This is a genomic window from Kribbella pittospori (assembly GCF_004331465.1).
GTDB classification, from domain to species: domain Bacteria; phylum Actinomycetota; class Actinomycetes; order Propionibacteriales; family Kribbellaceae; genus Kribbella; species Kribbella pittospori.
Genome location: NZ_SJKB01000003.1, coordinates 217473 through 229973 on the forward strand (window position 1 = coordinate 217473; position 12501 = coordinate 229973).

Consider the following 12501-nt stretch of genomic DNA (forward strand, 5'->3'; position numbering starts at 1 on the left):
TCACGATGAGACTCCTGACAGCGGTACTGCGGACGATCCGGAACAGCCGGCGACTGGCCATCGGACTGGTGGTCCTCCTGCTGCTGGTGCTGGTGGCGCTGTGCAGCCCGTTGATCGCGAAGGCCGTCGGTGGTGGCCAGGATCCGATCGAGCTGGCGGCGTACGAGAAGTGGCTGGTGCCGTCGCCACAGCACCTGCTCGGCACCGACCAGTTCGGCCGGGACGTGTTCGCGATGGTGGTGAAGGCGCTCTCGGTGTCGCTGCAGATCGGCGCGATCGCGGGCGTGATCTCGACTGTCGTCGGCGTGGTCGTGGCGTTCGTGGCCGGGTACAAGGGCGGGTGGATCGACGGGGTGCTGTCGACCTTCACCGGGATTCTGCTGGTGATCCCGACGTTCCCGTTGCTGATCGCGTTGTCGGCGTACGCCAAGAACGTGAGCCTGTTCCAGGTCGGCGTGATGATCTCGATCTTCTCCTGGCCGTTCGCGGCCAAGACGATCCGGTCGCAGGTCCTCAGCCTGCGATCGCGCCCGTACGTCGACCTCGCCAGAGTGAGCAAGTCCAGAGACCTGGAGATCATCGTCACCGAGCTGCTGCCCAACCTGCTGCCGTTCATCGGGGTCGGGTTCGCGTCGTCCGCCCTCGGTGCGATCTTCGGTCTGGTCGGTCTGGAGATCATCGGGCTCGGGCCCGGTGGGGTGATCGATCTCGGGCAGATCATCTTCAACGCGATCGGCACCGGTGCGCTGACGCTGGGCGCCTGGCCGATGTTCGTCGTACCGATCGTGTTGCTGACCTTGCTGTTCGCGGCGCTGAACATGGTGAACATCGGGCTCGAAGAGGTCTACAACCCGCGGCTGAGAGGAGTGGCCGGTGAGTGACTCCGTGCTCGAAGTGAAGGGCCTCGACGTCACGTACTCCACCAACCGCGGCGACGTGAAGGCCGTGCGAGGGCTCGATCTGGACGTACGGCGCGGTGAGATCCTCGGGATCGCGGGGGAGTCGGGCAGTGGCAAGAGCACCCTCGCGGTCGCGCTGCTCCGGCTGCTCAAGCCGCCCGGGAAGGTGACCGGCGGTTCGGTGACGTTCTATCCGGGCGGCCGTTCACCGGTCGACCTGCTGAAGGTGGACGGCGAGGAGCTTCGGGTACTGCGCTGGAGCGCGCTGTCCTATCTCCCGCAGGGATCGATGAGTTCGCTCAACCCGGTGATGCGGGTCCGGGACCAGTTCAAGGACGTGATCCTCGAGCACGCGCCCGGCCGCAGGAGCGAGGTCGACACGATGATCCCGCGGCTGCTCGGAGAGGTCGGGCTGGAGGCACGGGTCGCGGGGATGTACCCGCACGAGTTGTCCGGCGGCATGAAGCAGCGCGTGCTGATGGCGATCGCGGTCGCGCTGGAGCCGGACCTGATGATCGCGGACGAGCCGACCACCGCGCTGGACGTGACGATCCAGCGGGTCATCCTGCAGTCGCTCGGCGACCTGCGGCGCGACTTCGGCGTGACGCTGATGGTGATCTCCCATGACATGGGAGTGCACGCGCAACTGGCCGACCGGGTCGCGGTGATGTACGAGGGCCGGCTGGTCGAGGTCGGCGACGTACGCCAGGTGTTCAAGGACCCACGGGATCCCTACACCCGGCAGCTGATCGAGTCGATCCCACGGCTAGGACGGAGGGCCTCGTGAAGTCTGAGCTCGAACTTCGTGGCGTACAGCAACGATTCCACGCGCGTGGCGTGGAGGGCGGCTACATCACCGCTGTCGACGATGTGAGCTTCACGCTCGCGGCGGAGCCACCGCAGGTTGTCAGCCTGGTCGGGCAGAGCGGCAGCGGGAAGAGCACGATCGCTCGCAACGTGCTCGGCCTGCAGAAGCCGACCGAGGGTTCGGTGCTGTACGGCGGCAAGGACATCTTCAAGCTGAGCAGAGCCGAGTACGACGAGTACCGGCGCGACGTCCAGCCGGTGTTCCAGGATCCGTACGCGATCTTCAACCCGTTCTACCGGGTCGATCGCGTGCTGTGGAAGGCCGTGAAGAAGTTCGGGCTCACCAGCAGCCGGTCCAAAGGGCTGGAGCTGATCGAGGAGTCCTTGCGGGCGGTGCGGCTGGAGCCGGAGAACGTCCTCGGCCGGTATCCGCACCAGCTGTCCGGTGGCCAGCGGCAACGGATCATGCTGGCCCGGGTGCACATGCTCAGGCCGTCGTTCATCATCGCCGACGAGCCGGTGTCGATGCTGGATGCCCAGGTGCGCAAGCACTTCCTGGACATCCTGCTCGACTTCCAGCGCGAGCACGGGATGACGACGCTGTTCATCACCCACGACCTGTCCACCGTCTACTACCTCGGTGGCGAGGTCATGGTGATCACCAAGGGCTCGATCGTCGAAAGCGGCCCGGTCTCCACCGTGATGCACGAGCCGTCCCACCCCTACACCCAGCTCCTGCTCGACTCCATCCCCCAACCCGACCCCGACAACCGCTGGACCACCCGCATCAACGTCGACGCCGTTGAGGAGCTGGACGACAGCACGCCGGCCGACGCCCCCAAGCCGGAAGCGCCCATCCTCTAGGCCCGGGCCGCCTTTAGGCCATGGCCGCCTCTACGCCGGGGCCGCCTCGATGACGTGATAGCCGAAGGGAGGCAGCGACTCGCTGACGGCGACTGTGGTGAAGTCGGCTTGCTCGAGGAGCCCGCGGAACTCTTCCGCGGTGCGCTCGCGTCCGCCGGTGATCACAAGCATGTGCAGGTCGACCAGCAACGTGGGCAGGTCATCCGGACCGGTCACCTCGGGAAGCAGCCGCTCGAGGATGAGCAGCCGAGCGTCCGGCGACATGGCCGCGCGGCAACTGCGGAGGATGGCCACGACCGCCTCGTCGTCCCAGTCGTGGAGGATCTGTTTCAGCAGGTAGACATCGCCTCCGCCGGGTACGGCGTCGAAGAAGTCGCCGGCCTCGATGCGGCAACGATCCTTGACGCCCGCCGCCGTCAGGGTGGCGGCCGCCGCGCCGAGCCCGGACTCCAGATCGAAATCTATCCCCTCGAGCGTGGGCTGTGCCTGGAGCATCTCCGCGAGGAGTGTGCCGTCGCCGCCACCGATGTCGACGCAGGTCCGGAAGCGATCGAGCTGGGCTGCCTCGATGAGGGCGGGCGCGGCGGCTCGGGTGTGCTGCGACATCGCCTTGTTGAAGTTGGCGGACGCTTCCGGCCGCCGGTTGTAGAAGTCGATCCAGGTCATCCCGTGCGCACGGCTCCAACCGGTCTCACCGGTACGAACGGTCCAGAGGAGTTCACCCCAGGCCGACCACGCTTCGGGACCCCAGAGCATTGTCATCAACGCGTGGATCGAGGTGGGAGTTCCGGTGCGGAGCGTCGTACCAAGATCCGTGAGGGTGAACTCGTCGGGTTGACGCTGCGTCACGAAGCCCAGCCCGGAGAGCATCCGCAGGACCCGATGCAAGGACGGCGCGTGCACGCCGATGCGCTTGGCGAGGTCCCCGGTCGACTGTGGTCCGTCCGCGAGCAGGTCGGCTATGCCGAGTTCGGCCGCTGCAGTCAGGACCTTCGTTGCGGTGGCGCCGCGGAGCAGGTCGTGGTCCGTCCGCGGGTCGATGTCGTTGGTCATGCCCTCGACGTTCGCAGGCCTCACACTGCAGCGCATGACTACGAGTGCACAGCTCTTGCGCACGGGTGAACGAATGGCGGGTATCGCCGTACGGTGGACGGTATGAGCATCGTGTTCAGCGCTGATGATCAGCCCCTGAACGCGCGGGCCGACTACTGGCACCACGTGGTCGGGGATTCGCTCGGGCGCCTCGACCTGGCGCCGCCGGCCACAGCGCTCGATGCCCGCGACCAGCTACGGATCGGGGATCTCGGGCCGGTGCGCGTGATTGAACTCTCCACAGGGGAGTCGAGCCAGGCCGCTCGGAAGCGGTCGCACATCAGCAGCTCGGACCCCGAGCTGTGCAAGATCGACGTCCAGGCGCGCGGACGTGGCGTGATCGCGCACAGCGGTCGCGAAGCCCGGTGCGCACCGGGAGACTTCGCGCTGGTCGACCTGCTGCGCCCGTGCAGTTGGGCGAACGGCCCGTCCGCCGGAATCGTCGCCGTCACCTTTCCCCGCGCATTACTGCCGTTGTCATCGGACGACCTCGCCGAGCTGGCAGGCGTCCGGATGCGCGGGAGCGACGGGTTCGGTGCGCTCGTCTCCTCATTCGCCCGCCAGCTCCCCGGACAGGTCGACGACCTCGCTCAGGCCGATGCCGCACGGCTTGGGACGACCATGCTGGACCTGTTGACGGTCACGCTGGCCCGTCGGCTCGGTAACCGTCGCCTGATTCCGTCCGACTCGCGACGCCGGACGCTCGTGGTCCAGATCCAGGCCTACATCGAGGAACACCTCGCCGATCCGGCGCTGTCACCACGGATGATCGCCGACGCTCACTACATCTCGGTCCGCTACCTGCACAAACTCTTCGAGACCGAGCCGGCCACCGTCGTCGAGCACATCCGCCGGCTGCGCCTCGACCGCTGCCGGCACGACCTTCTCGACCCGGCGCTGCGGTCGTTGCCGGTCAGCGCGATCGGAGCCCGCTGGGGCTTCCCAAACCCCTCCCACTTCAGCCGCCTCTTCAGCTCCACGTTCAGCCTCCCACCAGTAGAGCTCAGACGTCTGACCGACGACCGCTGGTCATGAGGAACTGGTAGAACCAGGCCTTGAACTCCGGATTGGTCAGCAGGGTTCGGTAGCGGGTCAGTTCGGCCCGGGGTGGCGCCGGCGGCCAGCAGGAGCGGTTCGGCCTGCTGATTGAGGTTTCGGTGCAGGAGGCAACCATCGGTGCCGCCGGTCGTCGTCTGCGAGTACTCCATCGTCTCGACGTCGACGAGCCCGGCGGCGGTAGGCCGTGCTGACTTGAGGTCAGACGGTCTTGATCGCGGGGTCGCTGCGGCCTGGAATGCCGGTTTCTACGTGGCCGGCGAGGCGGCGGGTGTACGTCGCGTCCGTCGTGATGGTGACGGTGACGTCGTACCAGTGCTCGGTCGTGGTGATGGTGTGCGTGGTCTTGCCCGGGCGGAGATCGAGGCGCTTGGGCTTGCCGCCGTACGCGTTGGTGATGGTGACGCGGCGGGCGGTGTCGCTGGTCAGCGTGAGGTCGACGTTGCCGGTGCGGGCGTTCTCGCGGGCGGTGATCTCCAGACCGGTGGCGGGCTTGCCCTGGAAGGTGCGCAGGAAGCCATTCGGTCCGTGCACAGTCAGGTCGTAGACGCCGTTGGAGTAGATCGTGTTCCAGCTGTCCGCGATGCTCTTGCCGGCCTCGGTCGTGTAGGTCCACGGTCCGTCGGTCCGGTTCGCCGACGTGATCAGGAACTGCGCCCCGGCGTGCGCGCCGGACCGGAAGCTCAGCGTGTACTTGCCGCCGGCAACCGATCCGTCGACGACCGGTGCGTAGGGCAACGGCCGGGTACGGCGGGCGCCGCGCTCCTGACCGGGCACACGGCTGACCGACGGTGGCGTCGGCACGTAGTCCGGGTGCCGCTCGTTGTCCGGCGGCAGGTACGACGACGTGTCCGGCAACTGGGCCGGCCGAGTGCTCGTCGTACCGAAGTCGAAGGCCGACGTCAGGTCACCGCAGATCGCCCGCCGCCAGGGCGAGATGTTCGGCTCGTGGACGCCGAACCGGCGCTCCATGAACCGGATGATCGAGGTGTGGTCGAACACCTCCGAGCAGGTGAAGCCGCCGGTGCTCCACGGTGACACGACCAGCATCGGCACGCGCTGGCCGAGACCGTACGCGCCGTGCGAGACCTTCGTGCCGGTGTACAGGTCGGGCGCCGGGCCGATTGTCGACAATCCCTGCGCCGCGGACAGCGGCGGGTACGGCGGGACCGCGTGGTCGAAGAAGCCGTCATTCTCGTCGTAGGTGATGAACAGCGCGGTCTTGCTCCACACCTCCGGGTTCGAGGTGAGCGCATCGAGGACCTGGGAGATGTACCAGGCGCCGTAGTTGGCCGGCCAGTTCGGGTGCTCGGTGAACGCCTCCGGCGCCGCGATCCAGGAGATCTTCGGCAGCCGGTGCGCCTTCACATCGGCGGTCAGCCGGGCGAACAGGCTCTCGCCGGCCTTAGCGTTCGTGCCCGCGCGCGCCTTGTCGTACAAGGGATTCCCGGGCTGCGCGTTGCGGTAGTTGTTGAAGTACAGCAGCGAGTTGTCGCCGTAGTTGCCGCGGTAGGCGTCGTCGATCCAGCCCCAGCCGCCGGCCGCGTCCAGCCCGTCGCCGATGTCCTGGTAGATCTTCCACGAGACCCCGGCCTGCTCGAGCCGCTCCGGGTACGTCGTCCAGCCGTAGCCGGCCTCGTCGTTCCCGAGGACGGGGCCGCCGCCGGCGCCGTCGTTGCCGGTGTACCCGGTCCACATGTAGTAGCGATTCGGGTCGGTCGACCCCATGAACGAGCAGTGGTACGCGTCGCACAGGGTGAACTTGTCCGCGAGCGCGTAGTGGAACGGGATGTCCTCGCGGGTCAGGTACGCCATCGTGGTCGCGGTCTTGGCCGGGATCCACTGGTCGTACTTGCCGTTGTTCACCGCCTGGTGCGCGTCGGACCAGCTGTGCGCGAGGTCCTGGATGAACTGCAGGCCGAGGTTGTCGGCCTCCGGCCGGAACGGGAGGATCTCCTTCCCGGCGCCGTCGGTCTGGTGCCACACGGGCTTGCCGCTGGGCAGCGTCACCGGGCGCGGATCACCGAAGCCGCGGACGCCCTTCAGAGTGCCGAAGTAGTGGTCGAACGAGCGGTTCTCCTGCATCAGGACGACGATGTGCTCGACGTCGCTGATGTCACCGAACCTGCGGTGCGCGGGGATCGCGGCGGCCTGCTCGATGCTGTTGGCCATCGCGGCGAACGCGGCGGACGCACCGGCGAGTTGCAGGAACCTGCGGCGGTTGATGTCTGGCATGCCTGCTCTCCTTGTGGGCGGAGGGGACGGATGGAGGTTTCAGCACCAGCACGGCATTAGCTTGAACGATTAACCGACGGAAGATGAACTTTGCTGCTCCGTTCCCGTCGGTTCCAAACCGTCCTGCGCGTTCAAGACGAGCACAGTGATTGCCCCTCGACAACAACGGCGAGAGACTGAGAGGAGTGCGGCCTGGGGGCTCGGGTGGGGGAGGCTGCGATGGGCGGGCGGGCGCTCGCTGGGGGCGCCGGAACACGGGCGGAGCAGGAACGGCTCCGGGGGCAGCTCGCGGCCCTGACCGATCAGTTCGCCGCCGCCAACGAGGTCCTCTCCGCCGTCGGCCGCTCCGCCGGAGACCCGGATCATGTGCTCACCACGCTCGTCGAGAGCGCACGCCGGCTGTGCCGGTGCGAGGCCGCACAGCTGTACCTGTTCGAGGACGGCTACTACCGGCTGTCCAAGGCGATCGGAATGTCGGAGGAGTCGATCCGGCACATCCGGGAGCATCCGATCCCGATGGACCGCGGGACGCTCATCGGCCGGGCCGGGCTGGATCGCACCACGCAGCAGATCCCTGACGTGCTGGCGGATCCGGACTACAACCGGCCGGACCTGCAGCGAGTGGCGGGCTTCCGGACCACGATGGGCGCGCCGATGCTCGTCGACGATCAGGTTGTCGGAGCGTTGTGTGTATGGCGCAACGAGGTCAATCCGTTTGACGAGCGGGAGCAGGGGCTGGTCACGGCGTTCGCCGGGCAGGCGGCGATGGCGGTCAACAGCGTGAAGCTGGTGCAGCAACTCGAGGCTCGTGGCGCGGAATTGGCGCGCAAGCTCGGTGAGCTGGAGGCGCTGCGTGAAGTCGGCGAGGTGGTCAACTCCAGTCTTGATGTGGCGAATGTGTTGTCGACAATCGCCAAGCATGCGGTGCGGATCTCGGCGACCGACGGCGGGTCGATCATGGAGTACGACGAGGACGCGCAGTGCTTCCTGGTTCGCAGCGTCTACCAGACCGCTCCGAGTGTGATCGAACGGCTGCGCCATACCCGCATCCATCTCGATGAGACGCTGGTCGGTCGCGCGGCCAAGCTCGGCCGGCCGTTGGCGGTCCCTGATCTGAGCGCGGTCGAGCTCGACCCGCACCTCGCCGTTCTGTACGACGCCGGCTGGCGGTCGCTGGTCGCCGTACCGATGCTGCGCGAGGGACAGATCGTCGGCTCACTGGTCGTCCGCCGGATGCGACCGGGGGAGTTCGCCGAGGAGACGCTGACGTTGCTGGAGATGTTCGCGGACCAGTCGACACTGGCCCTGCTGAACGCGCAGCTCTACCGCGAGCTGAAGCAGCGCAGCGCGGAGCTCGAGGTCGCGAGCCGGCACAAGTCGGAGTTCCTCGCCAGCATGTCGCACGAGCTCCGTACGCCGCTGAACGCCGTCCTCGGGTTCTCCGAAGTCCTGCTGGAGCGCATGTTCGGCGACCTGAACGAACGCCAGGAGGAGTACCTGCGCGACATCCACGGCTCCGGCAAGCACCTGCTCGAACTACTGAACGAGATCCTCGACCTGTCCAAGGTCGAGGCCGGCCGGATGGAGCTGGAGTACTCCACGTTCCCGCTGCGCCGCGTGCTCGACAACACCGCGTCCATGCTGCGCGAACGGGCGGCCGCGCACGGCATCGACCTGCACGTCGAAGTCGGTCCGGGCATCGACCAGGTGTACGCCGACGAGCTCCGGCTGAAGCAGGTCGTGCTGAACCTGGCGACCAACGCGGTGAAGTTCACCGGCGACGACGGAGCGGTCGTGATCCGGGCGACGCGGTCCGGGGCCGAGGTCCACATCTCCGTCACCGACACCGGCCGCGGCGTACCGCCGGAGGACCGGGAGCGGATCTTCGAGTCGTTCCAGCAAGGCGGCCGCGGACCGTCGCAGGAGGAGGGCACCGGCCTTGGGCTGACACTGTCGCGCCGGATCGTCGAGCTGCTCGGCGGACGGATGTGGCTGAACAGCGAGGTCGGGGTCGGCAGCACGTTCGGATTCTCCTTGCGGAGCAGGGAAACCGAGTCGGGGCGGGATGCGGCCCGGACCGTCGGCGACGTGGTCGTGATCGAGGACGACCGTCCGTCGCTCGACCTGATCACGGCGTACCTGTCCGGTGCTGCACTCCGGGTGACGGTGGCCGGCGACGGTCAGTCCGGACTGGACGCCGTACGCCGGGTCCGGCCCGCCGCTGTCCTGCTGGACATCCGGTTGCCGGGGATCGACGGCTGGGCCGTACTGCAGGCGCTGAAGGCCGAAGCGGAGACCCGCGACATCCCGGTGATCATCGTGTCGATTGTCGACGAACGGACTCGCGGTACGAAGCTCGGTGCCGCCGCTTATCTGGTCAAGCCGGTGAGCCGGGACGCGCTGCTCCAGGCCTTGCGGGCAGTGGGAGCCGTCGCGGGAGACGAGGGGGAGGATCGATGAGTCCAGGACTGATCCTGGTGGTGGAGGACAACCCGAAGAACCTCAAGCTGCTGCGCGACGTGCTGCGGTTCTCCGGCTACGACGTGATCGAGGCGACCTCGGGTGAGGACGGTGTCCGGCTGGCCGAGTCCGAGCAACCGGACCTGATTCTGATGGATCTGCAGCTGCCCGGGATCGACGGTGCCGAGGCCTTGCGCCGGATCCGGGCCAGTGAGCGCAGTCGCGCCGTACCGGTCGTCGCCGTGACAGCGTTCGCGATGGACCACGATCGGGAGCACGCGTTCGCCTCGGGCTTCACCGGGTACGTCGAGAAGCCGATCAGCGTCCGCCTTCTGCCACAGCAAGTCCGGGACTTCCTCCAGCTCGGAGGTGCACGATGACCAAGGTGCTCGTCGTCGACGACCAACCACCGAACGTACGGCTGCTGGAGGCGATCCTCACCCCGCGCGGGTACGACGTACTGACCGCATCTTCAGGGGAACAGGCGCTGGAGGTGATCGCGGCCGAGGACGTCGACCTCGTGCTGCTCGACATTCTGATGCCCGGGATCGACGGCTACGAGGTGTGCCGCAGGATCCGCGACCAGGTGGACACGGCGTACCTGCCGGTGGTGATGGTGACGGCCAGCGGCGACGAGCAGAAGGTGAAGGCGCTCGAGGCCGGTGCCGACGACTTCCTGACCAAGCCGGTCAACCAGAGTGAACTGCTGGCCAGGGTCGCGTCGCTGGCGAGGATCAAGGACTACCAGGACACGATCAAGCGGCAGGCATCCGAGTTGTCGGCGTGGAACCAGGAACTGGAGTCGCGGGTCGAGAGCCAGGTGTCGCAACTGCAGCGGATGAGCCGGTTGCGGCGCTTCCTCAGCCCGCAGTTGGCCGAGCTGATCGTGGACTCCGGCGACGAGTCGTTCCTGGCCAGTCATCGGCGCGAGATCGTCGTCGTCTTCTGCGACCTGCGCGGCTTCACCACGTTCGCGGAGGCGAGCGAGCCGGAGGAGGTGATGGGCGTGCTGGAGGAGTACCACCACGCGCTCGGTGACCTGATCTTCCGGTTCGAGGGAACGCTGGAACGCTTCGCGGGCGACGGCTTGATGGTGTTCTTCAACGATCCGGTGCGTTGCGAGGACGGACCGCTGCGGGCTTTGCGGATGAGCGTCGCGATGCGTACCAGGGTCCGCGGGCTGGCCGAGGCGTGGAGTCGTCGCGGGCACGACCTCGGGCTCGGCATCGGGATCGCGCAGGGCTACGCGACGCTCGGCACTATCGGGTTCGACGGGCGATTGGACTACGCCGCGATCGGCAGCGTGACCAACCTGGCCGCGCGGCTGTGCGCCGACGCCGAGGCGTGGCAGATCCTCGCTACTGAACGGGTTTACAGCGCGGCCGGCAACGCAGTCATCGGCGAGGACGCCGGGCTGCGGGAGGTCCGCGGGTTCAGCCGAACCGTGCATGCGTACAGCATTCGCGGTCTCGACAACTCCAGGGTCGCGTCGTGACCGGCGACCTGTGGACCGCTCCGGGCGAGGCGGCCCGGGGCCTGTCCACACTGACCGAGGACGAGCGCTATCAGTACTTCGACCAACTGCAGTCGCGGATGGCCGGAGTGTGGGCGGCGATGCGGCTCAACCACGACGACGAGTCGGTGGTCGTCGTACCGTCGCTGACCCTGGATCGGACCGAGGCGGCCGGGACCGGGACGATGATGCAGGCCTACGAGGAACGGTTCCTGTTCTTGCTGATCCTGTTGCGGGAGCCGCGGCTGCGGATGATCTACGTGACCTCGGTGCCGATCGCGCCCGAGATCATCGAGTACTACCTGGCGCTGCTGCCCGGCGTCATCCCGAGTCATGCGCGGGCCCGCCTGTCGCTGATCGCGGTGAACGACGCAACCCCGATCTCGCTCAGCGAAAAGCTGCTGGCCCGGCCGCGGCTGCTCCAACGCATCGCCGACCTGATCCCGAACCCGCTGCGTTCGCACCTGATTCCCTACAACACCACCGAGCTCGAGCGTGACGTCGCGATCAGCCTCGGCATCCCGATGTACGCCGCCGATCCGCGGCTGGCCCCACTGGGCTCGAAGTCCGGGTGCCGCCGGCTGTTCGCCGAGATCGGCGTACCGCATCCGCTCGGGGCGGAGAACCTGCGCACGCTCGACGACATCGCCGACGCACTACTCGCGATGCGGGCCGAACGGCCCACGATGGACAGCGCGATCGTGAAGCTCAACGAAGGCGTGTCCGGCGAGGGCAACTCGGTCGTGCGGCTGAAGGGGTTGCCCGCGCCGGGGTCGTCGGGGGAGCGCGACGAGGTAATGGAGCGACTGCGGGCGATGGAGCTGGAGTCCCAGAAGATGTCGTTCGAGACGTACGTCGCCAAGTTCGCGGACAACGGCGGGATCGTCGAGGAACGGATCGTCGGCACGGAGTTGCAGAGTCCGAGCGTCCAGTTGCGAGTCGTGCCCGGCGGTGCCGTCGAACTGCTGTCGACGCACGACCAACTGCTCGGTGGTGCGAGTGGTCAGAGCTACCTGGGGTGCGTGTTCCCGGCGGCGCCGGAGTACGCGCGGATGATCACCGAGCACGCCGCGACGATCGGGCGGCGGCTCGCGAGTGAGGGCGCGCTCGGGCGGTTCGCGATCGACTTCGTCGTGGTCAAGGACGAGGCGGGCGGCTGGACGCCGTACGCGATCGAACTGAATCTGCGCAAGGGCGGGACGACGCATCCGTTCCTCACGCTGCAGTTCCTCACCGACGGGCGCTACGACCCGCGGACCGCGCTGTTCCTGACGTCGAGCGGCCAGGAGAAGCACCTGGTCGCGACCGACCATCTCGAGTCGGAACTGCTGAAGGGCCTGATGCCCGCCGACCTGTTCGACATCGTGGCGCGGCACGGTCTGCACTTCGATCAGTCGAAGCAGGTCGGCATCGTGTTCCACATGATCAGCTGCCTGACCGAGAAGGGCCGCCTGGGGATGACCGCTGTGGGCGACACTCCGGCCGAGGCGGATCGCCGGTACCGTGATGCTTCCCGCATCGTGCTGGCGGAGGCCGAGCAGGCCTTCGTGGAGCGTTCCCTCCCGGTCTGAGAGG

Annotated in this window: 10 protein-coding genes; 8 read left to right on the forward strand and 2 right to left on the reverse strand. The window is 67.5% G+C overall.

Annotation, left to right across the window (positions count from 1 at the left end; genetic code table 11):
- Positions 1–5 precede the first annotated feature (5 nt).
- The 3 genes from E0H73_RS11435 to E0H73_RS11445 are packed head-to-tail and all read left to right on the forward strand — an operon-like array spanning position 6 to position 2570.
- Complete coding sequence (locus E0H73_RS11435; RefSeq protein ID WP_131353742.1) at positions 6–881, forward strand: ABC transporter permease; 876 nt, start codon at positions 6–8, stop codon at positions 879–881.
- A complete protein-coding gene (locus tag E0H73_RS11440; RefSeq protein WP_131353744.1) occupies positions 874–1686 on the forward strand; it encodes an ABC transporter ATP-binding protein in 813 nt (270 codons plus the stop codon). The genes E0H73_RS11435 and E0H73_RS11440 overlap by 8 nt, the downstream gene beginning before the upstream one ends.
- Positions 1683–2570, forward strand: coding sequence for an ABC transporter ATP-binding protein (locus E0H73_RS11445; RefSeq protein ID WP_131353746.1), 888 nt, complete (start codon positions 1683–1685; stop codon positions 2568–2570). The genes E0H73_RS11440 and E0H73_RS11445 overlap by 4 nt, the downstream gene beginning before the upstream one ends.
- A gap of 30 nt (positions 2571–2600) precedes the next feature.
- Here E0H73_RS11445 and E0H73_RS11450 read toward each other — a convergent pair whose 3' ends face one another.
- Positions 2601–3623, reverse strand: coding sequence for a methyltransferase (locus tag E0H73_RS11450; protein WP_165555597.1), 1023 nt, complete (start codon positions 3621–3623; stop codon positions 2601–2603).
- A 102-nt stretch (positions 3624–3725) separates the two neighbouring features.
- Here E0H73_RS11450 and E0H73_RS11455 point away from each other — a divergent pair, with 102 nt between their 5' ends.
- Positions 3726–4697: an AraC-like ligand-binding domain-containing protein gene (locus E0H73_RS11455; RefSeq protein ID WP_131353750.1), complete on the forward strand. Its 972-nt coding sequence runs from the start codon at positions 3726–3728 to the stop codon at positions 4695–4697.
- A 222-nt stretch (positions 4698–4919) separates the two neighbouring features.
- On the opposite strand, the gene E0H73_RS11460 is transcribed toward E0H73_RS11455, so the two are convergent.
- Positions 4920–6953 carry a phosphocholine-specific phospholipase C gene (locus tag E0H73_RS11460; protein ID WP_131353752.1) on the reverse strand — a complete coding sequence of 678 codons (2034 nt, stop codon included), beginning with the start codon at positions 6951–6953 and terminating at the stop codon, positions 4920–4922.
- Between the two features lie 219 nt (positions 6954–7172).
- Here E0H73_RS11460 and E0H73_RS11465 point away from each other — a divergent pair, with 219 nt between their 5' ends.
- The 4 genes from E0H73_RS11465 to E0H73_RS11480 are packed head-to-tail and all read left to right on the forward strand — an operon-like array spanning position 7173 to position 12497.
- The gene (locus E0H73_RS11465) at positions 7173–9413 is read left to right on the forward strand and encodes a GAF domain-containing protein (protein ID WP_131353754.1); all 2241 of its coding nucleotides are present in this window, start codon (positions 7173–7175) and stop codon (positions 9411–9413) included.
- Positions 9410–9793: a response regulator gene (locus tag E0H73_RS11470; RefSeq protein ID WP_131353756.1), complete on the forward strand. Its 384-nt coding sequence runs from the start codon at positions 9410–9412 to the stop codon at positions 9791–9793. The genes E0H73_RS11465 and E0H73_RS11470 overlap by 4 nt, the downstream gene beginning before the upstream one ends.
- Positions 9790–10908: an adenylate/guanylate cyclase domain-containing protein gene (locus tag E0H73_RS11475; protein WP_131353758.1), complete on the forward strand. Its 1119-nt coding sequence runs from the start codon at positions 9790–9792 to the stop codon at positions 10906–10908. The genes E0H73_RS11470 and E0H73_RS11475 overlap by 4 nt, the downstream gene beginning before the upstream one ends.
- Positions 10905–12497, forward strand: a complete 1593-nt coding sequence (locus tag E0H73_RS11480; RefSeq protein WP_202867327.1) for a peptide ligase PGM1-related protein — start codon at positions 10905–10907, stop codon at positions 12495–12497. Before E0H73_RS11475 ends, E0H73_RS11480 begins: the two co-directional genes overlap by 4 nt.
- The last annotated feature ends 4 nt before the right edge of the window (positions 12498–12501 follow it).

What these genes read in the sequence shown, in the direction of transcription:
- E0H73_RS11435 (WP_131353742.1), top strand. Translation starts at nt 6, where the DNA reads ATGAGACTCCTGACAGCGGTACTGCGGACGATCCGGAACAGCCGGCGA.
- E0H73_RS11475 (WP_131353758.1), top strand. Translation starts at nt 9,790, where the DNA reads ATGACCAAGGTGCTCGTCGTCGACGACCAACCACCGAACGTACGGCTG.
- E0H73_RS11455 (WP_131353750.1), top strand. Translation starts at nt 3,726, where the DNA reads ATGAGCATCGTGTTCAGCGCTGATGATCAGCCCCTGAACGCGCGGGCC.
- E0H73_RS11460 (WP_131353752.1), bottom strand. Translation starts at nt 6,953, where the DNA reads ATGCCAGACATCAACCGCCGCAGGTTCCTGCAACTCGCCGGTGCGTCC.
- E0H73_RS11450 (WP_165555597.1), bottom strand. Translation starts at nt 3,623, where the DNA reads ATGACCAACGACATCGACCCGCGGACGGACCACGACCTGCTCCGCGGC.
- E0H73_RS11465 (WP_131353754.1), top strand. Translation starts at nt 7,173, where the DNA reads ATGGGCGGGCGGGCGCTCGCTGGGGGCGCCGGAACACGGGCGGAGCAG.
- E0H73_RS11470 (WP_131353756.1), top strand. Translation starts at nt 9,410, where the DNA reads ATGAGTCCAGGACTGATCCTGGTGGTGGAGGACAACCCGAAGAACCTC.